General features: G+C 71.5%; 19 protein-coding genes, 4 tRNA genes and 1 pseudogene. 8 read left to right on the top strand and 16 right to left on the bottom strand.

What is annotated here, in order from left to right; all coding sequences use genetic code 11:
• Positions 1-238: 238 nt before the first annotated feature.
• The 12 genes from AB0J72_RS01145 to crtI form a co-directional block, all read right to left on the bottom strand.
• Positions 239-376, bottom strand: coding sequence for a hypothetical protein (locus tag AB0J72_RS01145; RefSeq protein ID WP_363393081.1), 138 nt, complete (start codon positions 374-376; stop codon positions 239-241).
• A 485-nt stretch (positions 377-861) separates the two neighbouring features.
• On the bottom strand, positions 862-1,446 hold the full coding sequence (locus AB0J72_RS01140; protein ID WP_363393078.1) for a hypothetical protein: 585 nt from the start codon (positions 1,444-1,446) through the stop codon (positions 862-864).
• Between the two features lie 255 nt (positions 1,447-1,701).
• A tRNA-Phe gene (locus AB0J72_RS01135) sits at positions 1,702-1,782 on the bottom strand.
• Positions 1,783-1,859: 77 nt separating this feature from the next.
• On the bottom strand, positions 1,860-2,177 hold the full coding sequence (locus AB0J72_RS01130) for a helix-turn-helix transcriptional regulator (protein WP_033360574.1): 318 nt from the start codon (positions 2,175-2,177) through the stop codon (positions 1,860-1,862).
• On the bottom strand, positions 2,174-2,539 hold the full coding sequence (locus AB0J72_RS01125) for a type II toxin-antitoxin system RelE/ParE family toxin (RefSeq protein ID WP_363393074.1): 366 nt from the start codon (positions 2,537-2,539) through the stop codon (positions 2,174-2,176). The genes AB0J72_RS01130 and AB0J72_RS01125 overlap by 4 nt, the downstream gene beginning before the upstream one ends.
• A 348-nt stretch (positions 2,540-2,887) precedes the next feature.
• Positions 2,888-2,961, bottom strand: a tRNA-Phe gene (locus AB0J72_RS01120).
• 13 nt (positions 2,962-2,974) lie between these two features.
• Positions 2,975-3,048, bottom strand: a tRNA-Asp gene (locus AB0J72_RS01115).
• A 34-nt stretch (positions 3,049-3,082) separates the two neighbouring features.
• Positions 3,083-3,155 (bottom strand) — tRNA-Glu (locus tag AB0J72_RS01110).
• A gap of 134 nt (positions 3,156-3,289) precedes the next feature.
• Positions 3,290-4,177 carry a polysaccharide deacetylase family protein gene (locus tag AB0J72_RS01105; protein WP_363393071.1) on the bottom strand — a complete coding sequence of 296 codons (888 nt, stop codon included), beginning with the start codon at positions 4,175-4,177 and terminating at the stop codon, positions 3,290-3,292.
• A 147-nt stretch (positions 4,178-4,324) separates the two neighbouring features.
• Positions 4,325-5,200 carry a MerR family transcriptional regulator gene (locus AB0J72_RS01100; RefSeq protein ID WP_363393068.1) on the bottom strand — a complete coding sequence of 292 codons (876 nt, stop codon included), beginning with the start codon at positions 5,198-5,200 and terminating at the stop codon, positions 4,325-4,327.
• Positions 5,197-5,781 (bottom strand): isopentenyl-diphosphate Delta-isomerase, encoded by a 585-nt coding sequence (gene idi / locus AB0J72_RS01095; RefSeq protein ID WP_363393065.1) that lies wholly within the window; start codon positions 5,779-5,781, stop codon positions 5,197-5,199. The genes AB0J72_RS01100 and idi overlap by 4 nt, the downstream gene beginning before the upstream one ends.
• The gene (gene crtI, locus AB0J72_RS01090; protein ID WP_363393062.1) at positions 5,778-7,274 is read right to left on the bottom strand and encodes a phytoene desaturase family protein; all 1,497 of its coding nucleotides are present in this window, start codon (positions 7,272-7,274) and stop codon (positions 5,778-5,780) included. Before crtI ends, idi begins: the two co-directional genes overlap by 4 nt.
• Positions 7,275-7,390: 116 nt before the next feature.
• Between crtI and AB0J72_RS01085 the strand changes: the two are divergent.
• A pseudogene (locus tag AB0J72_RS01085) lies at positions 7,391-8,299 on the top strand (phytoene/squalene synthase family protein); the annotation flags it as partial.
• A gap of 142 nt (positions 8,300-8,441) precedes the next feature.
• The gene (locus AB0J72_RS01080) at positions 8,442-9,713 is read left to right on the top strand and encodes a deoxyribodipyrimidine photo-lyase (RefSeq protein ID WP_363393059.1); all 1,272 of its coding nucleotides are present in this window, start codon (positions 8,442-8,444) and stop codon (positions 9,711-9,713) included.
• On the opposite strand, the gene AB0J72_RS01075 is transcribed toward AB0J72_RS01080, so the two are convergent.
• The gene (locus tag AB0J72_RS01075; RefSeq protein WP_363393056.1) at positions 9,710-10,399 is read right to left on the bottom strand and encodes an HAD family hydrolase; all 690 of its coding nucleotides are present in this window, start codon (positions 10,397-10,399) and stop codon (positions 9,710-9,712) included. The two genes, AB0J72_RS01080 and AB0J72_RS01075, sit on opposite strands and share 4 nt — an antisense overlap.
• A 40-nt stretch (positions 10,400-10,439) precedes the next feature.
• On the opposite strand from AB0J72_RS01075, the gene AB0J72_RS01070 reads away from it, so the two are divergent.
• From AB0J72_RS01070 to AB0J72_RS01055, 4 genes are all read left to right on the top strand, one after another.
• On the top strand, positions 10,440-10,613 hold the full coding sequence (locus AB0J72_RS01070) for a hypothetical protein (protein ID WP_344500988.1): 174 nt from the start codon (positions 10,440-10,442) through the stop codon (positions 10,611-10,613).
• 30 nt (positions 10,614-10,643) lie between these two features.
• Positions 10,644-11,663, top strand: a complete 1,020-nt coding sequence (locus AB0J72_RS01065; protein ID WP_363393052.1) for a hypothetical protein — start codon at positions 10,644-10,646, stop codon at positions 11,661-11,663.
• Positions 11,664-12,180: 517 nt separating this feature from the next.
• Positions 12,181-15,354 (top strand): S8 family serine peptidase, encoded by a 3,174-nt coding sequence (locus tag AB0J72_RS01060; protein WP_363393049.1) that lies wholly within the window; start codon positions 12,181-12,183, stop codon positions 15,352-15,354.
• A 108-nt stretch (positions 15,355-15,462) separates the two neighbouring features.
• Complete coding sequence (locus tag AB0J72_RS01055) at positions 15,463-15,918, top strand: MaoC family dehydratase (RefSeq protein ID WP_344500994.1); 456 nt, start codon at positions 15,463-15,465, stop codon at positions 15,916-15,918.
• A 24-nt stretch (positions 15,919-15,942) separates the two neighbouring features.
• Here the strand turns inward: AB0J72_RS01055 and AB0J72_RS01050 are convergent, their stop codons facing one another.
• Genes AB0J72_RS01050 through fabG form a run of 3 tightly spaced genes read right to left on the bottom strand, consistent with a single transcriptional unit; the run spans position 15,943 to position 18,946 of the window.
• On the bottom strand, positions 15,943-17,010 hold the full coding sequence (locus tag AB0J72_RS01050) for an acyl-CoA dehydrogenase family protein (protein ID WP_363393045.1): 1,068 nt from the start codon (positions 17,008-17,010) through the stop codon (positions 15,943-15,945).
• Entirely contained in the window at positions 17,007-18,188 is a 1,182-nt protein-coding gene (locus AB0J72_RS01045) for an acyl-CoA dehydrogenase family protein (protein WP_363393043.1), read from the bottom strand. The genes AB0J72_RS01050 and AB0J72_RS01045 overlap by 4 nt, the downstream gene beginning before the upstream one ends.
• A complete protein-coding gene (gene fabG / locus AB0J72_RS01040) occupies positions 18,185-18,946 on the bottom strand; it encodes a 3-oxoacyl-ACP reductase FabG (protein ID WP_363393039.1) in 762 nt (253 codons plus the stop codon). Before fabG ends, AB0J72_RS01045 begins: the two co-directional genes overlap by 4 nt.
• 191 nt (positions 18,947-19,137) lie before the next feature.
• Here fabG and AB0J72_RS01035 point away from each other — a divergent pair, with 191 nt between their 5' ends.
• Both AB0J72_RS01035 and AB0J72_RS01030 read left to right on the top strand, forming a co-directional pair.
• A complete protein-coding gene (locus AB0J72_RS01035; protein ID WP_363393037.1) occupies positions 19,138-20,139 on the top strand; it encodes a hypothetical protein in 1,002 nt (333 codons plus the stop codon).
• Positions 20,139-20,756 carry a hypothetical protein gene (locus AB0J72_RS01030; protein ID WP_363393034.1) on the top strand — a complete coding sequence of 206 codons (618 nt, stop codon included), beginning with the start codon at positions 20,139-20,141 and terminating at the stop codon, positions 20,754-20,756. Before AB0J72_RS01035 ends, AB0J72_RS01030 begins: the two co-directional genes overlap by 1 nt.
• Positions 20,757-20,759 lie beyond the last annotated feature (3 nt).

The following is a 20,759-nucleotide window of genomic DNA, read 5'->3' as shown; positions in this document are numbered from 1 at the left end:
ACATCGCCCACGACGGCATCGCCCACGACGGCATCGCCCACGACGGCATCGCCCACGACGGCATCGCCCACGACGGCATCGCCCACGACGGCATCGCCCACGACGGCATCGCACATGACGGCATCGCGTCCGGCTCGGTGACGGGCGATCGGACCGTGCTTGACCGCGCCGGACCTGACCGCACGAGCACCGCCGCCGGACATGACTCAGCAGGCGCTGAAGGCATGGGCACGGTGCACTACTCCCAGGCCGCCGCCGACCGGATCGCCAACGCGAACCGCGCCATCGCCGTGCACGTCGAGTCAGCCACCAGCACCCGGTGCAGCACCTGCGACCAGCCGATGCCGTGCGCCCGCCGCCTCGCTGCCGAAGGCACGCTCCGTGCGTACCGCCGCCTGCCTCAGCGCCTCCCAGGTGTCACTCTCCGTTCTGCCGGTGCCAAGCTCGGCCCCCAGCCCTCACCGCCGCACAGACCTGGGTTGCCGCCCGGCTCGGAACCGCCGCCTGGCTCGGGACGGCCGCCTGGCTCGGGGTCGCCGCACAGACCTGGGTTGCCGCCCTGCTCGGGACCGCTGCCTGGCTCGGAACCGCCGCCAGGCTCGGGGCCGCTGCTCAGGCATGGATTGCTGCCCGGCTCGGGGGTGTCGCACCACCCGGGATTGCCGCACCGCCCGCCGGCCGGTGCGGACCCCGCTCGCCGGCCGCTCGACGAAGCGTTCGGCTGGCTCACCACGAGAGGGCGCAGAACACAGACCAGCGCGCCACTCAGCCGGCCTCACTCGCCGGTCAACCCGCCTGCCCCGCCGGTCAGGCCGCCTGCCAGTCCGCCTGCCCTGCCGGCCAGCCCGTCTTCCGCGCCGGTCAGCTCGCCTCCCGTGTCTCCCGCGACGGAGGAGCCGCTGAGGCAGGCGCAGGAGGCGTGGGACCCTCCGTTGCTGGACCGTTCGTGGACGGCGGGGGAGCGGGTCGCGTCGCACCGAGCATCTGCAGGCGCTGCCGGATCGCGCCGTCGGTCCGTCCCAGCTCAACGGTCAGGGTCTTGATGCTGGCGCCCTCGTGGAAACGTCGCACCAGCAGGTCGAGATCCGCCGGCTCCCACGGCTGACCGGACTTCGGCGCCGCGGACCGGAGATCCAGCGGCCCCGGATCCTGCGGCAGCAGCCACCCGTCCTCGGGCGGAGGCCCCGGCGGCGAGCCACCGCCCCGGAACCCGGCGAGCGCCGACGCCAGCAACTGCCCGACGTCGCTCGCGTCACGCGCTGGCAGCTCGCCGACCAGCTCCGTCACCACATAGCCGGAGTCCCATCCCACCAGCCGCAGCCCGACGAAGCCGGAACCGTCGTCGAACGCCGTCACGTCATAGCTGCGATGGTCGATCATCAACCGGCGCCGGACGTCGGTGCCACGGGTCGGAAGGCCGTCGAAGTCCCAGTCGAAGTGCGTCATGCCCGCACGCTACGACCAGGGTCCGACACTTTCAGGACGTCGTAGCCGAGCCGTCACGACCAGTGAAGTCAGCCGGCATCGCCTATGAGTCCAGCGACGGCGCGTCGAGTTCGAAGGCGAACGGCCGGGTGGTGGTGAGCCGCGAGCCAGGCCCGGCGACCTGGTCCTCGATGTAGTGCGAATCCGGGAGAATGCAAAGACCCCGACCTGCGTTTTCGCTGGTCGGGGTCTTGAAAAGCCCGGCGAAGAGCTTTGTGGGCAGGGGCGGGGTCGAACCGCCGACCTTCCGCTTTTCAGGTGTCGGCGGCTCTGCGTGGAAGACTCGAACGCCGAGCCAACGCGTGTCGCGCCATCTCCAGCAACCCGGACATGTTCGCCGCCGTTGCTACATGCGTTGCTACACGACTCTGCGATCAGGCAATGGCGGTGATGTCTCCGTCGTCGAAGTAGATGGCCTGGTGGAGGCGACCACCCAGAGCAACGGCGTAGCGGGCGAGAACCTCTTGACCCGAGACCTTGCCTTGCTCGATCTGGGAGACCCGGCCTTTGGTGACTCCCATGCGGTCGGCGACCTGCTGCTGAGTAAGGCCACGACCGCGGCGCGCTTCGGCGAGGCGGTGGCCGGTGACCTCGGCCAGCAACTCCTGCTTTCCGGCCGCGACAGCTTCCTCGCCGCCCGCCTGCTCCACGAGTTCGCCTCGGATGTCGCTCCAGCGCACGTAGCTGCTCATCGCTGGCCCCCCTCTTCCTGCGCCCGTTCTTTCAAGTAGATCTCATAACGCTGCTCCGCCAGCGGTATCGCCTCTCGATACCAGGCTTCCCATTGCCCTGCCTTGTCGCCGGCGACGAGCAGGATGCTGGATCGCCAAGGATCGAAGACGAAGAGGATCCGCATGGTGCCCGGTCGTAGCTCTTTGAGGTTCGCCAGCGACGAGTGGGTGATGGTGTCGACGAGAGGCCGACCGAGGCCCGGTCCGCTTTCGGCGAGTGCGTCGATCGCCTGGACAACCCGCGCTTTGGCTGCCGGTTCCAGAGAGAAGATCCAGGTGCGGACCTCGTTGACGACGTAGATACCCCACGCCGGTGTGGCCACGGAGGCAGTATAGCGAAAACTATACCGACCAGCGTCCTGGCGACCGTGGCGGTTGCCACCTCAGCTGCTTGAATCGTCAGGTGATGCCGCCCGAACGATCAACTCATCGCCTTGCCTGGCGCCTGGCGTCCGTTCGAGCAGATACCGCCACGCGGTCTCGATGTCAGGCGCCTCAGTCACCAGCCGATCCTGCTGCGTGTGGATGTCGGCTGCAAGCGCCTGCCGACCGTACGCCGTCACGATAACCGCTGTTGCTACATTTTGATCTTCGTGGCCGACCCCGGCATACAAAGACCCCGACCTGCGTTTCCGCTGGTCGGGGTCTTGAAAGCCCGGCGAAGAGCTTTGTGGGCAGGGGCGGGGTCGAACCGCCGACCTTCCGCTTTTCAGGCGGACGCTCGTACCGACTGAGCTACCTGCCCAAGATGGGCCTTGCGGTCCTGACGGGACTTGAACCCGCGACCTCCGCCTTGACAGGGCGGCGAGCACTCCAACTGCTCCACAGGACCTTGCTCTTCTTGCTACCCGGGCGAACCCGGGTCGTGCCCCCAACGGGATTCGAACCCGTGCTACCGCCTTGAAAGGGCGGCGTCCTGGGCCGCTAGACGATGAGGGCGGCCCCGCCATCATCGCATACTCTGCGACTTCTGCGGTGTTGCTCCCATCCGGCCCCGCCGGAGGCTTTCAGAGCATACGTGACCTCTTCCGCGAAAACCAAATGGGTATCCATCGTGGTGTCGCGGCGGCGCCTCAGACGGGTAGCGCGACCAGGTTGAACTGCTGCTTCAGCTCGGGCAGGAGGGTCTTGTAGGCGGCGAGGGTGGCGCTGCGGTCGCCGCCGCCGTCGTGGGAAAGGATGACCGCGCCGGGCTTCGTGTTGTTCCTCACGCTGTTGATGATGTGCTGCGTCATCTGGTTGCCGGACCACTTCTTGGTGTTCCAGTCGGAGGGGTCGACGGTCCAGCCGAGGGAGACCATGCCCAGCTCGGTGGCGATCTGCACCGCGGCGGGGGTGAAGTTGCCGCCGGGGTGGCGGAAGTACTTGATCTGCGCGCCGGGGACGACCTTGCGGATCTCGTCGTTGGTGCGCTGGAGGTCGGCGCGGATGGTGTCGGCGGACTTCTTGCCGAGCTTCTCATCGTGCTTCCAGGTGTGGTTGCAGAGCGTGTGACCGTCCTTGACGATCTCCTGCAGGTACTGCGGGAACTCCTGGACGGCGACGCCGACGACGCAGAACGTGGCCTTGATGTTGTGCTGGCGCAGCATGGCGAGCAGCTTCGGGGTGTCGGCGGACGGGCCGTCGTCGAAGGTCAGGGCGACCCCGTCGGTGCCGGTCTTGCGCATGATGCCGTCGGAAGGGGCGGTGGCGGACGCGGAGGCGGACGGCGCGGCCGAGGCCGACGTCGACGCCGAGGGGGCGGCGGACGCGGAGGCGGACGGTTTGCCGGCGCCCGTGGCGGCCTGCGCGGTCGAGTCGCTGATCGGGTGCGCCTGCGTGCCGCCGGCCTGGCCGCCGTCGGCGACACCGGAGGACTGCCCGTGCCACGACGCCGAGGGGGCGCCGGACGCGGCGCAGCCGGCGAGGGCCAGGGCGGCGGCGCTGATCAGCGCTCCTAGGGCGAGGCGGGTGCGGGTCATCGTCAGCTCCGGGTGTCGGTGGTCAGCATGGTGGCGAACGCACACGCTAATGACAAGACGCACCCGAAGGCCTCCTGCGTTCAGTCCGTGGCACGAACCCGGGAGTACCTCGTCAAGGGACATTTACACAGACGAAGAAAGGTGAAGTCAGTTGACCACCGAGGTGAGCAGCGCCAATGCCTCGGTCAAAGTGGACGGTGCCGAGACGCCGGCGGGAAGCGCCGCCACGTCCCATCCGGGGCCGGCGGCGGCGACGATCAGCGGTCGCCAGGCGGCATCGACGACCGGCGAGAGCTGCGCCGGGTCGCCGGTCGTGCGCAGCTGCGACCAGACCAGCACGGCCGCCGGGCCGGTACGCCGCACGGCGGTGGCGAGAGCCGTCGGCGGGACGCGGGCGCCGAGCATGCGGGTCCCGACGCCGGCCGCGGCGAGCGCGGCGCCGAGCGCCTCGATGGGCAGGCTGTGCTGCTCCTCGTCGGCGCAGGCGAGCAGGATGCGGGACGGGACGGCCGGGTCGGGGCGCGGCACCGCGCCGAAGACGGCCGAGACGCAGCCCGACACCAGGTGCTCGACCTCGACCAGGGCGCCGGTCGCGGCGTGCCGGTCGCCGATGGCGGCGAGCACCGGCCGGAGCACCTGATCCCAGGCGGCGACGACGCCGAGCTCGTGCACGGCCGCCGCGACCCGCTGCCGCACGGCCGGCGCGTCCAGCCGCAGCGCCGCCCGGTACAGGCCGCGCGACGAGGCGGCCGCATCGGTGACGAACGAGCCGGACACCGCGGCAGGGGCGGCGGACGAGCGCAGGGCCCAGCGGGCCGCCTCGTGCGGGGCGACGCCCTGGACGATCAGGCGCTGCATCGTCTCGAGACGTTCGATGTCCTGCTCGGTGTACCGGCGGTGGTGGCCGGGCTCATGCAGCGACGGGCCCATCCCGTACCGCTGGTGCCAGGTCCGCAGCGTGGTCACGGCGACGCCGAGCCGCCGGGCCACCGCGCCCGCCGAATACGCCGCCGCGGCCGTCATGCCGTCGAGCCACGCCAGGCGGACACGACCCCGGCCAGCCACGGTGCGTACAGGTCCGGGGAGTGCGACAGCCGTGCCTCGAGGTCCTCGACGGCGACCCATTCGACGGCGGCAACTTCTTCGGGATCAACTGCTCCTAAAGCGAACGAACCCGAAATGTCCGGCACGTGACCGACGAGCACGTGGTCGTACTCGTGCTCCACCCGCCCGGACGACGGGTCGGAGGCCTGGTACACGTACACCCCGACCTCCCGCAGGGGAACGGCGCTCACGCCCAGTTCCTCGACGAGCCGCCGGGTGGCGGCGGACGTGACGGTCTCGCCGGGCACGGGATGGCCGCAGCACGCGTTGGCCCACCGCAGCGCGAACCGGGTCTTCACCGCCGCCCGCTGCTGCAGCAGGAGCCGCCCGTCGTCGTCGACGAGCAGGACGGAGAACGCGCGGTGCAGCAGCCCGGGCGCCCGGTGCGCCTCGTCGACCGTCATCGACCCGACCGCCCCACCCCCGGCGTCGACCAGCTCGACGAGATGCGACTCACGAGAAGACGAGCCAGACGACGACGAAGAAGACGACGTGCTCAAGACACCACCCCCGTAATACGCTCCGCCGCCAGACGGCCGGAGATCAGGACCATCGGCACGCCGACACCCGGCTGCGTCCCGGATCCCACGAAGACCACATTGGACAGTGTGGGGTGGAGGTTGCCCGGCCGGAAGGGCCCGGTCTGCCGCAGGGTGTGCGCCGCCGCGAACGGCGTCCCCGCGGCCATGCCCTGATCTGCCCAGTCGGCCGGGGTGATGAAGCGCGACACCTCGATGGCGTCGCCGAACCCGACGTAGCCGCGCCGCTCCAACGTGTCGATGAGCTCGCTGCGGTACGTGCCGCGCAAGGTCCCCCGCCAGTCCAGCAGCGGCGCGGTGAGGTTGGGCGTCGGCGCGAGCACGTAGTAGGTCTGCCGGCCGTCCGGGGCGAGCGACGGGTCGGTGCGCGTGGGGTTGGTGACCAGGATGGACGGGTCGCTCATCAGCCGGCCCTGGTTGATGACCTCGTCGAAGGTCTCCCGCCACGCCCGGCCGAAGTGGATGTTGTGGTGGGCGATCGCACCGTACGCCTGCCGCGACCCCACGTGCAGCACCACGCACGACGGCGAGTACCGCAGCCTGCCCAGCAGCGGGTTGCGCCACCGGGTGGGCGGCAGCAGGTCCCGGTAGGCCACCGGCAGGTCCGGGTTGAGCACGACGGTGTCGGCGGCGAACCGGCGGCCGTCGGCGCACACCACGCCGGTTGCGCGCCCGCCGGCGACGGAGACCGACGCGACGGGACTGCCGTAGTGGATCGTCACGCCGTGCTTGGTGGCGACGTCGGCGAGTGCCCGCGAGACCGCGTGGATGCCGCCCTTCGGGAAGTAGACGCCGGCGACGGAGTCGAGATAGGCGATCACCGCGTAGAGCGCGAGCGCCTGGTGCGGCGCGACCCCGGCGTACATCGCCTGGAAGGAGAAGATCCGCCTGGTCCGCGGGTCCTTGAAGTAGCCGTCGACCTTCGACTGGAGCCGGCCGAAGCCGCCGCGGGCCACCAGCCGCCACAGGTTGGCGGTGACGAGGTCCCGCGGGCGGTCGAGGTTGCGGTCGATGAAGTCGTCACGCTCCAGCCGCCACAGCTCCCGCGCGTCGTCGACGAAGCGCAGGTAGCCGTCGGCCTCGCGGGAGCCGCAGACCCGGGCGACCTCGCCGGCCATCCGCGCGGTGTCGGCGATGACGTCGAGCGTGGAGCCGTCGGGGAAGTGCGCGCGGTAGGCCGGGTCGAGCCGGGTCATCGGCAGCCAGCCGGCCAGGTCCTCCCCGACGGTGCCGAGCAGGTCCTCCAGCAGCGACGGCATCGTCAGCACGGTGGGACCGGTGTCGAACTCGTAGCCGCCGATGCCGAGTTTCCCCGCCCGGCCGCCGGGGTAGTCGTCCCGCTCCAGGACGGTGACCTCGCGCCCCGCGGCGGCCAGCCGGATCGCCGCGGCGAGCCCGCCGAGCCCCGCTCCGACGACGACCACCCGATCGGTCGGACCCGTCACCGACCGCATGACCGAAGACCTGTCACCAACCGCATGACCGAAGCCCTTTCACTACCCGCATCACCGAAGCGTAGCGTAGGCTCGAACTTGCGTCGATTAGTGCGTCGATTCAACCGGAGGCCACCATGGAGTCAGCGCCCCTGACCGCCGCCTACGAGCGGTGCCGTGCGCTGCACCGCCACCACGGCCGGACGTATTACCTGGCGACGCGGCTGCTGCCGGCCTGGAAGCGCCGGCACGTGCACGCCCTCTACGGGTTCACGCGCTACGCGGACGAGATCGTCGACCGCACCGAGCGGCTGACCCCGCAGGACCGCGCCCGCGAGCTCGACGCCTGGAGCGACGCGTTCGTGCGGGGGCTGCGCGGCGCGCCGACCGACGACCCGCTCCTGCCTGCGGTGCTGCACACGATCCAGGTGTTCGACATCGACCTGGAGGACTTCCGCAAGTTCCTGGCGAGCATGGCCATGGACCTCACCGTCACCGGCTATGCCACGTACGACGACCTGCTCGACTACATGGAGGGCTCGGCGGCGGTGATCGGCACGATGATGCTGCCGATCCTCGAGTCGAGCGACCGGGCCGCCGCCCGCGAGCCCGCCCGCCAGCTCGGCCTCGCGTTCCAGCTCACCAACTTCATCCGCGACGTCGCCGAGGACCTCGACCGCGGGCGGATCTACCTGCCGGAGGAGGACCTGCGCCGGTTCGGGGTCGGCCGCGAGGACCTGCTGGCGGCGGCCCGCGAGCGGCACAGCAGCCAGCAGATCAAGAGCCTGGTCCGGTACGAGGTGCAGCGCGCCCGGCAGCACTACATCGCGGCCGCGCCGGGGATCCAGATGCTGGCGCCCAGCTCCCAGGCGTGCATGCGGGCGGCGTTCCGGCTGTACGGCGGCATCCTCGACGCGGTCGAGGCGCAGGACCACGACGTCTTCGTCCGCCGCGCCACCGTGCCCAAGGCGCGCCGCCTCGCGGTGGCGCTGCGCTGCCTGCTGACCCGTCCGGGCGCCCCGGTGCCGATCCCCGGCACCCCCGCCGGCGCGCTCGACCCGCAGCCGCAGATGCCGCCGGTCGTCGTGCCGCTGCCGCGTGAGTCCGCCACCGAGCTGCACCTGCCGGCGGTCCTCGACCTGCGCCGCACCGCGGCATGACCGCCACCGGCCCGCGGGGGACGGGCGTATGAAGACCGCGGTCGTCCTCTTCACCCGCGACCTGCGGGTGCACGACAACCCGGCGCTCGCCGCGGCCACCCGCGCCGCGGAGCGGGTCGTGCCGCTCTTCGTGCACGACCCCACGCTGCTGGCCGGCGACAACCGCCGCCGGTTCCTCGACGAGAGCCTCGCCGACCTGAAGGCGTCGCTGCGGCAGCGCGGCGCCGACCTCGTCGAGCTGCGCGGAGATCCGGCCGCGGAGTCGGTACGGGTGGCGAAGCGCACCGGCGCCGAGGGCATCGGCATCGCCGCGGACGTGAGCGGGTACGCCCGCGAGCGGGAGCGCCGCCTGGCGGACGCCTGCGCCGCCGAGCGGATCGCACTGAAGACCTTCGACGGCGTCACGGTCGTCCCGCCCGGCGCGCTGCGCCCCACCGGCGGCGCCGGGCACTACAAGGTCTTCACGCCGTTCTGGCGGGCGTGGCAGGCCGCCGGCTGGCGCGACGTCGAGGCCGCACCCCGCAAACTCCGGCTCCCCGACGACCTCCCGGCGTCCTGGTTCCGGGACCGCCCCGCGAAGACCGGCGGTGGCGAGTCCGCCGGGCGGCGCAGGCTCACCGCGTGGCTGCCGCACCTGGAGGGCTACGAGGACGACCACGACGCCATGGCGGCCGACCGGACGTCCCGGCTCAGCCCGTTCCTGCACTTCGGCTGCCTGTCGCCGCGGGAGGTGGCGGCCCGGGTCCACGGCCGCCCCGGCGCCGAGCCGTTCCTGCGGCAGCTGTGCTGGCGCGACTTCTACCAGCAGGTGCTGTTCGCGTTCCCCGACCTGCGGCACAAGGCATACCGGGCGTCGGCGGAGGACCGCTGGCGCGACGAGTCCGACGCGCTGCAGGCCTGGCGGGAGGGGCACACCGGCGTCCCGGTCGTCGACGCCGGCATGCGGCAGCTGCTCGCCGAGGGCTGGATGCACAACCGGGCCCGCCTCATCACCGCCTCCTACCTGACCAAGCACCTGGGCGTGGACTGGCGGGCCGGCGGCGACCACTTCTTCGACCTGCTGCTGGACGGCGACGTCGCCAACAACTACGGCAACTGGCAGTGGGTCGCCGGCACGGGCAACGACACCAAGCCGTACCGGCGCTTCAACCCCATCAGGCAGGCGCACCGCTTCGACCCGGCCGGCGACTACGTGCGCCGCTACGTGCCCGAGTTGGCGGACGTCGAGGGCAAGGCCGTCCACGAGCCGTGGAACCTGCCCGACCCTCCGCGCGGCTACCCGGCGCCGCTGAAGCTCTAGGCGGTGAGCGCGACGCGGAACGCGGTGGTCAGCGCCTCGTCGAGGTTGTCCAGCAGGTCCTGCGGGTCGGCGTAGACGGCGGCGGCGCCGTGGTCGAGCAGCTCCGCCGCGCACAGCCCGCCGCTGGTCAGGCCGATGCACGGGATCGACACCTGTCCGGCCGCCTGCACGTCCCAGACCGAGTCGCCGACGAACACGACCTCCCCGGGGTCGAGCCCCGCCCGCCGCAGCGCCACCTCCACGATGTCCGGCGCCGGCTTGCTCTCCCCGGCGTCGTCGGCGCTGGTCACCGTGTCGATGACCGCGTCGGCGTCCAGGCACCGCAGCAGCGCGCCCAGCTCCGGCTTCGACGCCGACGTGGCGAGCACGTTGCGCAGCCCGCGGCCGGCGCACGTTTCCAGCAGCCGCTGCGCGCCCGGCAGCCGGCGCAGCGCCGCCCAGCGCGAGGCGTACAGGCTGGCGTGCGCGGCCCGCAGCGCGTCGTCGTCGCCGGGGTCGTGGCCGGGACCCAGCAGGTGGTCCAGGATCTTGTCCGACCCCATCCCGATCGCCCGGTGGATGCGGGCCGACGGGACGTCGTGGCCGAACTGCCGGAACGCCTGCCACCAGGCCGTCGTATGCAGGTAGACGCTGTCGATGAGGGTCCCGTCGACATCAAAGAGCACACCGGTCACTGGTTTGGTCATGAAACCGTTCTACCCACCGCCGGGGGGTTTCACTGGAGGTATGACCGAGCAACAGGTGCGGATTCTGGAGCCGTTCCCCGGCTTCGACGTCGACGAACTCGGTGACTTCGCCGTCGAGCACTGCAGCGTGACCCTCGCCGATCAGCTGGCGGGCGGTCCGGAGCACGCCCGAGAGACGGAGAGCCCGAAGGGGCTGGCGGGTATGGACGATTAGTGCCGACGGCGTTTGGGCAAGCGTCACTGCATGGTTCGTGATGCCCTCGCAGACGTCGTGCGGTTCGTGCCGTCACTGCTGCTGTTCATCGTCATCCTTCTGATCGGCTGGGCCGTCGCGGTCGCGCTGCGGGAGCTGGTGCGCAAGCTGCTGGCGAAGGTCGGGTTCGACCGGCTCGCCGACCGCGGCGGCGTCGGCCGGGCGTTGTCGCGTGCGCGCTTCGACGCCGGCGACCTGGTGGCGAAGCTCGTCTACTACGCGGTCCTGCTCTTCACGCTGCAGATCGCGTTCGGCGTGTGGGGCCCCAACCCGGTGTCCGACCTGATCGACGACGTGGTGTCGTGGCTGCCGAAGGCGGCCGTCGCCGTCGTGATCGTGGTCGTCGCCGCGGCGCTCGCCGGCGGCCTGCGCGACGTCGTCACCGGCGCGCTGGGCGGCCTGCCGTACGGGCGGCTCCTGGCGAACCTGGGGTACTGCTTCGTGCTCGGCCTGGGCGTCATCGCGGCGCTGAACCAGATCGGCATCGCCACGTCGGTGACCACGCCGGTGCTGATCGCGGTCCTCGCCACAATCGCCGGCATCCTCATCGTCGGGGTCGGCGGCGGCCTGGTCCGGCCGATGCAGCAGCGCTGGGAGGGCTGGCTGAGCCGCGTCGAGCAGGAGGCGCCGGCCGTGTCCGAGCGGGTGAAGGCCCACGCGCAGTCCCGCCGCGAGGAGGCGGCGGCCCGCCGGGCCGCCGAGGAGGCCGCGCGGCAGGCGGAGGCCGAGCGCGAGGCCGAGGCGGCCAGGCAGGCCGAGGCGGTGCGCCAAGCCGAGGAGGCCCGGCAGGCCCGCCTGCGGCAGGCGGCGGCGAACGAGCCGTCCGCGGGGGTGGACGCCCCGACGATGGTGGTCCCGACCGTGCCGCCGGCCGTGACCCCGCCGGCGGCCGTGACCCCGCAGCCGGCGAACCCACCGGCCGGCGGGCAGATCCAGGTGCCGTCGCAGCGGCCGGTGGAGGACGCCGACCAGACGGTGGTCATCAATCCGCCGCCCCGCGACGACGCCTGAACGTTTCCAGCGAAACCCGCCCGAAAGGGCGGGTTTCGTCATTTCCGGACCTTTTCTCCGCCAATAGGTGCGATCGACATAGCAATACCTTGCTATGTGTTAATGCCATGCCCTCGGCAACCCTCGACGTTGCCCTACAACCCCTGTTCGGCGCGATTCTCGGGAGTGACGGCCTCTGTTCCGCGCTGCAGAAAACTGGCATGTTGTGACGGCGTATATCGAGCATTCGGGATATGCGGCGACGGCGTGCGCGTAGGCCGAGGGTGGGCCACGCCGGAGCAGCACCACGGGGGAGTCAGTAACAACCCTTCGGACACAGCCCGTCCTGAGAGGGGGCATGATGAGCCGACGGACATGGGTGCGCGCCGCAATGGCGTCAGCACTCGTTCCGCCACTGCTCGTGATCGTCTCGGCAAGCCCGAGTCAGGCAGCACCGGTACAGAGCGGCAGCTTGACATCGGTGCCGGGTGCGACGCTGGCCAAGCAGAGCTCGGCCGCGAAGTCACCCACGAGTCGCATGGCAAAGACCGACCCGTCCCTGCTCAACCGCACCGACAGCACCCGGCTGCCGATTGCGGTGAAGCTCGACTACGACTCGACCGCGACATATGCCGGCGGAATTGCCGGATATGAGGCGACGAGCCCGTCAGTCACCGGTAAGGCGCTTTCCGGCAGTACCGCGGAACAGCGTTACGAAAGCCGCATCAAGTCAATCGAGGACAAGTTCCTCGGGCAGCTGCAGAAGCAGGTTCCGGACGCCAAGGTCGGCCAGAAGCTGCGGACCGTCTACGGCGGTATCGCCATGTCGGTGCCGGCGAACAAGATCGGCGCGATCCTCACGCTCGACAATGTGGTGGCGGTCCAGTCCGACGCCGCACGCGCCCCGCAGACCGACTCCAGCACCAGCTTCATCGGTGCCGACCAGGTCTACCCGTCGCTCGGCGGCAAGCCGAACGCCGGTAAGGGCGTCATCTTCGGCTCGCTCGACAGTGGCGTGTGGCCGGAGCACCCGTCGTTCGCGGACAACGGCAACCTCGGCGCCCCGCCCGCGAAGGCGGACGGCACGCCGCGTGCCTGCGACTTCGGCGACAACCCGCTCACCCCGGCGGCCGACCCGTTCGTCTGCCAGAACAAGCTCATCGGTGGCAAGGGCTTCCTCGACACCTACAACGCGCTGCAGCCGATGGAGATGTTCGGGTACACCGCCCGCGACTCCGACGGCCACGGCACCCACACCGCGTCGACCGCCGCCGGTAACCCGGTCGCGTCGGCGAACGTCCTCGGTGTCGAGCGGGGGCCGATCAACGGCGTCGCGCCCGGCGCCTGGGTCTCGGTGTACAAGGTCTGTGGCGCCACCGGCTGCTACGGCACCGACTCGGCCGCCGCGGTCGCCCAGGCGATCAAGGACGGCGTCAAGGTCATCAACTTCTCGATCTCGGGTGGCGCGAGCCCGTACACCGACATCGTGGAGCTGGCGTTCTTCGACGCCTACAAGGCCGGCGTCTTCGTGGCCGCCTCCGCCGGCAACTCCGGCCCGGGCGCGTCCACGACCGACCACCTGTCGGGCTGGGTCACCACCGTCGCGGCGTCGACCCAGAAGCGTTCCTTCGAGTCGACCCTGACCGTCGCATCCACCGACGGCACCTCGGCGACCTACAAGGGCGTCTCGATCACCCAGGGCGTCACCCCGGCCAAGCAGATCGTGATGGCGTCGGCTCCGCCGTACAACAACCCGACCTGCACCGCGCCGGCCCCGCCCGGCATCTTCGTCAACAAGATCGTCGCGTGTGAGCGCAGCCCCGGCCGCATCATCAAGGGCTTCAACGTGCGGCAGGGTGGTGCCGCCGGCATGATCCTGTACAACGCGACACCGCAGGACGCGCTGAGCGACAACCACTGGCTGCCGACGGTGCACCTCGCCGACGGCACGGCGTTCCTGGCCTTCATGGCCGCCCACCCGGGCAACACGGCCACGTTCACGGCCGGCACGAAGGTCATCGGCACCGGTGACACGATGGCGACCTTCTCGTCGCGTGGCCCCGGCGGCCAGTTCATCAAGCCCGACATCTCCGCCCCCGGCGTGCAGATCCTGGCCGGCCAGACGCCGGTCCTGGACGACGCGGCCGGTGGCCCGCCCGGCGAGTACTTCATGGCGATCGCGGGCACCTCGATGTCGTCGCCGCACATCGCCGGCTCCGCCATCCTGGAGAAGGCGGCCCACCCGGACTTCACCCCGGGTCAGATCAAGTCCTCGCTGATGACCACGGCGACGACCAACGTGAAGAAGGAGAACGGGACGACTCCGGCCGACCCGTTCGATCTCGGCGCCGGTCGGGTCCAGGTCAACCTCGCGGCCAACCCCGGTCTCACGTTCGACGAGACGGCCGACCGGATGTACGCGCTGGGCAACGACCCGGTCAACGCGGTGCAGATCAACCTTCCGTCGGTGAACGCCCCGGTCATGCCGGGCAAGCTCACCGCGGTCCGCACGGCGAAGAACGTCTCCGGCAAGACGCAGACCTACAGGACCGAGGCGACCTCGCCGGCCGGCTCCTCGATCACTGTGTCCCCGGCGATCTTCACCGTGAAGGCGGGGGAGACCGCGACCATCAACATCACCATCAAGTCCAACGCCCCCAAGGCGCAGTACTTCGGTGAGGTCCGGTTGAAGCCGGTCAGCTCGAGCGTGCCGGCGCTGCACCTGCCGGTGGCGTTCATCCCGCAGCAGGGTGACATCACGGTGACGCAGGCCTGCACGCCGCCGTCGCTGACGCTGCTGCAGAACAGCACCTGCACCGTGACGGCCACGAACAACACCTTCAACGACACCACGGCGGACTTCACCACCACGTCCACGATCAACCTTCCGATCGTCGGCGCGAACGGTGCCACCGTGGTCCACCCGTTCAAGGCCGAGAAGAAGGGCGCGCCGCTCGCCGGCGCGATCCCGGGCACGCCGTCGATCGCCCCGGGCACCATCGCCGGGTACATCCCGCTCGACCTGTTCGGGGGCACGCTCGTGACCCCGGTCGGCGACGAGGACCTGACGACGTTCAACGTGCCGTCGTTCAAGTACAACGGTGTCGAGTACTCCTCGCTCACCGTCGACTCGAACGGCTACCTGTACCCGGGCAGCGATGACAGCCGTGAGAACAACAACTGCTGTGACATCACCCCGATCCCGAACCCCGCGAAGCCGAACAACGTCCTCGCGCCGTTCTGGACCGACCTCGACGGCACGGGCGCGACTGGTCTGCTGATCAACGTGCTCACCGACGGCGTCGGCACCTGGACGGTCGTCGAGTGGCGGGTGAACGACTTCGGCACGCTCAACCAGCGCCGCTTCCAGGTCTGGCTGGGCTCGGGCGGTCCGCAGGACATCGCGATGTCCTACGACTTCGGGACGATGGGTGCGCTGCCCGCCGGGCAGAACCTCGTCGTCGGGGCCGAGAACGCGTACGGCAACGGTGGTCAGGGCCTGCCCGTGAACACCCTGCCGAGCACGGACCTCTACGTGACCAGCACCGACCCGGTGCCGGGCGCGTCGACGTCCTACACGGTCACGGTGAAGGGTCTGCTCCCCGGCACCGGCAGGGTCTCCACCTCGGTGGTCACCCCGGCCGTCCCGGGCACGACCGTCGTCAACACCGACATCGGCGTGACGCTGAAACTCAACCGCATCGGCACGTAACAGCGCCCTTGCAAGGCACGTCCTGGTGACAAAGGCGGCCGGTCCCGAGCCACGGGGCCGGCCGCCCGTCGTTGACGAATGTTGCACTTGCTGTGCAGGATCAGGGGTATGCGAACGTTTGCGAACGGCGGCGAGTTGCTGGCTTCGGTCGGCGAGGTCCTCGGCCACAGCGACTGGCGGGAGATCACCCAGGAGCACATCAACCTGTTCGCCGAGGCCACCGGCGACTTCCAGTGGATTCACGTGGACGCGGAGCGGGCCGCGGCCGGACCGTTCGGCACCACCATCGCGCACGGCTTCATGAGCCTGTCGCTGCTGCCGGTCCTGGTCTCCGGCGTGTACCGGGTGGAAGGCTCCCGGATGGGCATCAACTACGGGCTGGACAAGGTGCGGTTCCCGTCGCCGCTGCCGGTGGGGTCCAAGGTGCGCGCCACGGTGCAGCTGCTGTCCGCCGAGGACATCGGCGAGGGCTGGCTGCAGCTGAAGAACAAGGTGACCGTCGAGCGCGAGGGCCAGGAGAAGCCGGTCTGCGTCGCCGAGTCGCTGACCCGGCTCCTCCTGTAACGCGACACCTCACTCAGCCGGGACTCAGCCCGGCAGCGACACCAGGCCGGCCAACGCCGTGCGATGGGCGGAGGCCGACCCGAACGTCGCCGCACTGGCGCGGGCCCGCTTCAGGTACAGGTGCGCCGGGTGCTCCCAGGTGAAGCCGATCCCGCCGTGCAGCTGCACGCACTCCTCGGCGGCCTTGACCGCCACCGGGGAGCAGAACGCCTGGGCGACGGCCGCCGCGACCGGCAGGTCCGGGTCGCCGGTCGCGAGGCAGCCCGCCGCGTAGCGGGCCACCGCGCGGGCCTGCGTGACGCTCACCCACAGGTCCGCGAGCCGGTGCTTGACCGCCTGGTACGAGCCGACCGGCCGGGCGAACTGCCGCCGCGTCTTCACGTATTCGACGGTCGTCGTCAGGCACCAGTCCGCGACGCCGAGCTGCTCCGAGGCGAGCAGCGCCGCCCCGGCCAGCAGCGCCCGGTCCACGGCTCCGGCCGCGTCGGCGGTGACCAGCCGCCCCGGCGCGCCCGCGAACGTGACGTCGGTGAGCGGACGGGTCAGGTCGAAGCTGACCACCGGCACCCGCCGCGCCGCCGCGGCGTCCACCGCGTAGAGCCCCGCGGCGGAAGGCACCAGCAGTACATCGGCCGCCGTGGCGTCGACGACGCTGGTGACGGTGCCGTCCAGCCGGTCACCGCCGGCGGTGACGGTCCACGGCTGCGACGCCCGCCAGGACAGCGGCACCGCCAGGGTCGCCGTCCGGCTGCCGGCGGCGACCGCGTCGAGCAGCGGGTCGCCGGTGCCGGTCAGCGCGGCCACCGCCAGGACGGAGCTGCCGAGGAACGGCACCGGCGCGACGCTGCGACCGAGCTCCTCCATCACCACCGCGGTCTCCCGCCACGACGCGCCCGCGCCGCCGGCCGCCTCGGGCACCGGCAGGCCGGCCACCCCGAGGTCGACGGCCAGGGACCGCCACAGCTTCAGGTCGACGGGTTCGGCCGACTCGATCCTCGCCAGCACCGCCTCGAACCCGGCCCGGTCGCCCAGCAGCGCGCGCACGCTGGAGCGCAGCTCCTCCTCGACCTCGCTGTACAGCAGATCGGTCATTTCGGCAGGTCCTTCCACGCGACGTCCTTGTCGAGCCGGTGCTCCGGCGGCAGGCCCAGGACCCGCTCCGCGACGATGTTGCGCAGGATCTCCGACGTGCCGCCCTCGATCGAGTTGCCTTTCGCGCGGAGGTACCGGTAACCGGCGGTCCGGCCGGAGAAGTCGACGATGGTCGGGCGCCGCATCGTCCACTCGTCGTGCCGCAGCCCCTCCTCGCCGAGCAGGTCCAGCTCCAGGCCGGAGATCTCCTGGTTGAGCCGGGCGAAGAGCAGCTTCGCCGCCGACCCCTCCGGGCCCGGCTGGCCGGCCGCCAGCTGCTGGCGCAGCCGCATCCCGGTGAGCCTGGCCGCCTCCGCCTCGACCCACAGCCGCAGCAGCGCGTCGTGCAGCGCCGGGGTGCGCAGCTCGGGCCGCTCCCGCCACAGGTCGGCGACGATGCCGATGCCGCCGCCCTCGCGGGGCGCCGCGCCGCCGCCGATCGCGACCCGCTCGTTCATCAGCGTGGTCTGCGCGACGGCCCAGCCCTCGCCGACCGCGCCGAGCCGGTCGGTGTCGGGGATCCGGACGCCGGTCAGGAACACCTCGTTGAACTCGGCCTCGCCGGTGGCCTGGCGCAGCGGCCGCACCTCCACCCCGGGCGCGGTCATGTCGAGCACGAAGTACGTGATGCCCTGGTGCTTCGGCACGGCCGGGTCGGTGCGGGCGATGAGGATCGCCCACCGCGCCTCGTGCGCCATCGACGTCCACACCTTCTGGCCGTCGACGACCCACCCGTCGCCGTCACGGACCGCGCGGGTGCCGAGGCCGGCGAGGTCGGATCCGGCGCCGGGCTCACTGAACAGCTGGCACCACACCTCCTCACCCGTCCACAGCGGCCGCAGCCAGCGCCGCCGCTGCTCGTCGGTGCCGTGCCGCAGGATCGTCGGGGCCGCCATGCCGAGGCCGATGCCGATGCGCCGCGGGTTGTTGTCGGGGGCGCCCGCCGCGGCGAACACGTCCTCGACGGCCGCCTGCTCCTCCCGCGGCAGACCGAGCCCGCCGAGCCCGTCCGGGAACTGCACCCACGCGAGCCCGGCGTCGAACCGGGCCCGCAGGAAGTCCCGCGGGTCGAGCGCGTTGGGGTCGTGCGCGGCGAGGAACTCCTTCGCCAGGTCCGCTGGCTGCGATGTCGGGTTCAATTGAGCGGGCCTCCGGCCACGTAGATGACCTGCCCGGACACGAAGCCCGCGCCCTCGCTCGCCAGGAACGAGATGGTGTGCGCGACGTCCGCCGGCACGCCCACCCGGCGGACCGGGATCCGCTCGGCCGCCGCCTGCTGGAACGCCTCGAAGTCGACCTTGACCCGGGCGGCGGTCGCGGCGGTCATGTCGGTCGCGATGAACCCGGGCGCGACGGCGTTGACGGTGACGCCGAACGGGCCCAGCTCGATCGCCAGGGTCTTCGTGAAGCCCTGCAGCCCGGCCTTCGCGGCGGAGTAGTTGGCCTGCCCCCGGTTGCCGAGCGCGGACGACGACGACAGGTTGACGATCCGGCCGAACTTCGCCGCCGTCATGTGCGTCTGCGCGGCCCGGCTCATCAGGAACGCACCCTTCAGGTGCACCTCCATCACCGTGTCCCAGTCGCTGTCGCTCATCTTGAACAGCAGGTTGTCCCGCAGCACCCCGGCGTTGTTGACCAGGACCAGCGGCGGCCCGAGCTCGCCGGCGACCCGGTCGACGGCGGCGGCCACGGCCTGTGCGTCGGCGACGTCCGCCCCGACGGCCAGGGCGCGCCCGCCGGCGGCCTGGATCTGTTCGACAGTGTCCTTGCAGGCGCCCTCGTCCAGGTCGAGCACCGCCACGGCGTGCCCGTCGGCGGCCAGTCGGAGGGCGGTCGCGGCGCCGATGCCGCGGGCCGCGCCGGTCACGATCGCCACGCGGGCCTGTGTGTCAGTCATGCCTCCGATCCTCGCCCGTGAGACCCGGTCCTGAAAAGGCACTGCAAGTGCAGATTGTTCACACCGCCCGCGCCATATGTCCGATTGGCGGAATTTCCCGCAAGTTCCCGGCGGGGAACAGTTCAGGTGCGGCACGGTTGCGCCGATGGTCTCAGCGTCACACGGAAGAGACGGCACCACGGGGGGCACGGATGAACAGCAACGCGATCAAGAAGGCAGTCACGCTGGCCGGTTTCGCCGCCCTGGCGGGCCTCGGGACGATGATCGGTTCGACCGCCGCCTCCGCCGCTCCCGCCGCCGCCTCCTCCGCGGCCTTCGGCGGCAAGGCCGTCGCCTACGTGCGGGCCGGCGTCATCTACAGCAGCGACGGCTACAGCGAGGTCCGCCTCACCGAGGACGAGGTCAACGCCCGGCCGCGGTTCAACCCTGGCGGCACGAAGCTCGCGTACCTGCACAACAACACGGTCTGGGTGATGAACGCCGACGGCAGCGGCAAGCGCCAGGTCAGCGACCGGGTCTCCGGCGGCGCCTCGTGGTCCCCGGACGGCAGGTGGATCGCCTACGCCGCGCTGTCGTGCACCGGCGGCCCCGGCGTCTTCCGCGTCGCGGCCGACGGCCCCGAGGGTGCCGAGGGCTCTGGGTCGCAGCCGCTCTTCCCCGCCTCCTGCCGCGACCAGGCCGTCCCCGAGGTCGCGTACATCACCGAGCAGGCGACCGAGCAGGCCCCGGTGAAGCTGGTGGACCGGCTGCGCACCGACGACGCGGTCGCCTGGTCGCCCGACGGCACGAAGATCGCGTTCCGGGGCGGCGAGTGCGAGTCGATCGCCGACAACTGCCTGAGCGTCGGCACCGTCGAGACCGGCACCGAGCGCGCCATCGACTACTACGGCGGTGGCGGCAGCGGCACCAGCGGCTTCGGCGTCGTCCCCGCCTGGTCGCCCGACGGCGGGAAGGTCACCTGGACCACCTACACCGAGGACGGCACCGCGGTGCGGGTCACCGAGGCCGACGCCGACGGCGGCAACCGGCACCAGATCGGCGCCGCCGACGACCGCGAGATGGTCTACGCGGGCACCCGCACCGGCGTGCTGACCGCGTCGCACCAGGGCCACTCGTGGGTGACCGCGGTCGACCTGGCCACCGGGGCGCGGACCCCGCTGCACCAGGGCTCGCAGCCGACCGTTCAGGCCTGATGACCAGACACCTGCCCGGCGTCGCGCTGGCGCTCACGCTGGCGTCCTGCGGCTCCGGTCCGACACCCGTCGGGCCGGAGCCTTCGCGTTCGGCGACCGGCTCGCTGCTCGCCGTCGAGGACCTGCCCGACGGCTACGTGACCAGCCCGCCGCAGGCGGATCCCGAGGTCAGCCGGGACAGCGCGGTCAGCGTCGCCGGCTGCGGCGCCCTGATCGACCGGTTCCGCGGGGGCGGCACCGGCGTCCGGTTCGAGGGCGGCGCCGCCGGGCCCTTCCTCGCCGAGGAGGTCTCCGCGGATCCGGATGCGGTGGATGTACTGCGGCAGCTCGGCACCCGGTGCGCGGCCTTCACGGACACCGATCCCGGCGGCGGGACGACCAGCGTCACGGTGACCGACGCCGGGCTGCCGAGCCTCGGCGACGAGTCCGCGGCGGTCCGGATGGCGGCGTCCGGCGGCGCCGGCGACGACGCCTACACCCTCGGCGGCTATCTGCTCGTCGTCCGCGTCGGCGGCACGACCTGCACCCTCGTGCACTTCGGCCAGCCGGAGGTGGACCGGGCCGAGACCGAGACGATCGCCAGAGCGGCGGTACGGAAGCTGCGGCGGCCACAATGAGGC

It is taken from the genome of Dactylosporangium sp. NPDC049742 (assembly GCF_040674675.1).
Lineage (GTDB): Bacteria > Actinomycetota > Actinomycetes > Mycobacteriales > Micromonosporaceae > Dactylosporangium > Dactylosporangium maewongense.
The sequence above is the reverse complement of the archived record's forward strand: the minus strand, read 5'-3'. Positions and strand labels throughout refer to the sequence as shown.

Excerpts from the sequence above, each read along its gene's own strand:
- AB0J72_RS01140 (WP_363393078.1), bottom strand. The coding sequence starts at position 1,446 with ATGACGCACTTCGACTGGGACTTCGACGGCCTTCCGACCCGTGGCACC.
- AB0J72_RS01130 (WP_033360574.1), bottom strand. The coding sequence starts at position 2,177 with ATGAGCAGCTACGTGCGCTGGAGCGACATCCGAGGCGAACTCGTGGAG.
- AB0J72_RS01105 (WP_363393071.1), bottom strand. The coding sequence starts at position 4,177 with ATGACCCGCACCCGCCTCGCCCTAGGAGCGCTGATCAGCGCCGCCGCC.
- AB0J72_RS01100 (WP_363393068.1), bottom strand. The coding sequence starts at position 5,200 with ATGACGGCCGCGGCGGCGTATTCGGCGGGCGCGGTGGCCCGGCGGCTC.
- crtI (WP_363393062.1), bottom strand. The coding sequence starts at position 7,274 with ATGCGGTCGGTGACGGGTCCGACCGATCGGGTGGTCGTCGTCGGAGCG.
- AB0J72_RS01080 (WP_363393059.1), top strand. The coding sequence starts at position 8,442 with ATGAAGACCGCGGTCGTCCTCTTCACCCGCGACCTGCGGGTGCACGAC.
- AB0J72_RS01075 (WP_363393056.1), bottom strand. The coding sequence starts at position 10,399 with ATGACCAAACCAGTGACCGGTGTGCTCTTTGATGTCGACGGGACCCTC.
- AB0J72_RS01070 (WP_344500988.1), top strand. The coding sequence starts at position 10,440 with ATGACCGAGCAACAGGTGCGGATTCTGGAGCCGTTCCCCGGCTTCGAC.
- AB0J72_RS01065 (WP_363393052.1), top strand. The coding sequence starts at position 10,644 with ATGGTTCGTGATGCCCTCGCAGACGTCGTGCGGTTCGTGCCGTCACTG.
- AB0J72_RS01060 (WP_363393049.1), top strand. The coding sequence starts at position 12,181 with ATGGCAAAGACCGACCCGTCCCTGCTCAACCGCACCGACAGCACCCGG.
- AB0J72_RS01055 (WP_344500994.1), top strand. The coding sequence starts at position 15,463 with ATGCGAACGTTTGCGAACGGCGGCGAGTTGCTGGCTTCGGTCGGCGAG.
- AB0J72_RS01050 (WP_363393045.1), bottom strand. The coding sequence starts at position 17,010 with ATGACCGATCTGCTGTACAGCGAGGTCGAGGAGGAGCTGCGCTCCAGC.
- fabG (WP_363393039.1), bottom strand. The coding sequence starts at position 18,946 with ATGACTGACACACAGGCCCGCGTGGCGATCGTGACCGGCGCGGCCCGC.
- AB0J72_RS01035 (WP_363393037.1), top strand. The coding sequence starts at position 19,138 with ATGAACAGCAACGCGATCAAGAAGGCAGTCACGCTGGCCGGTTTCGCC.
- AB0J72_RS01030 (WP_363393034.1), top strand. The coding sequence starts at position 20,139 with ATGACCAGACACCTGCCCGGCGTCGCGCTGGCGCTCACGCTGGCGTCC.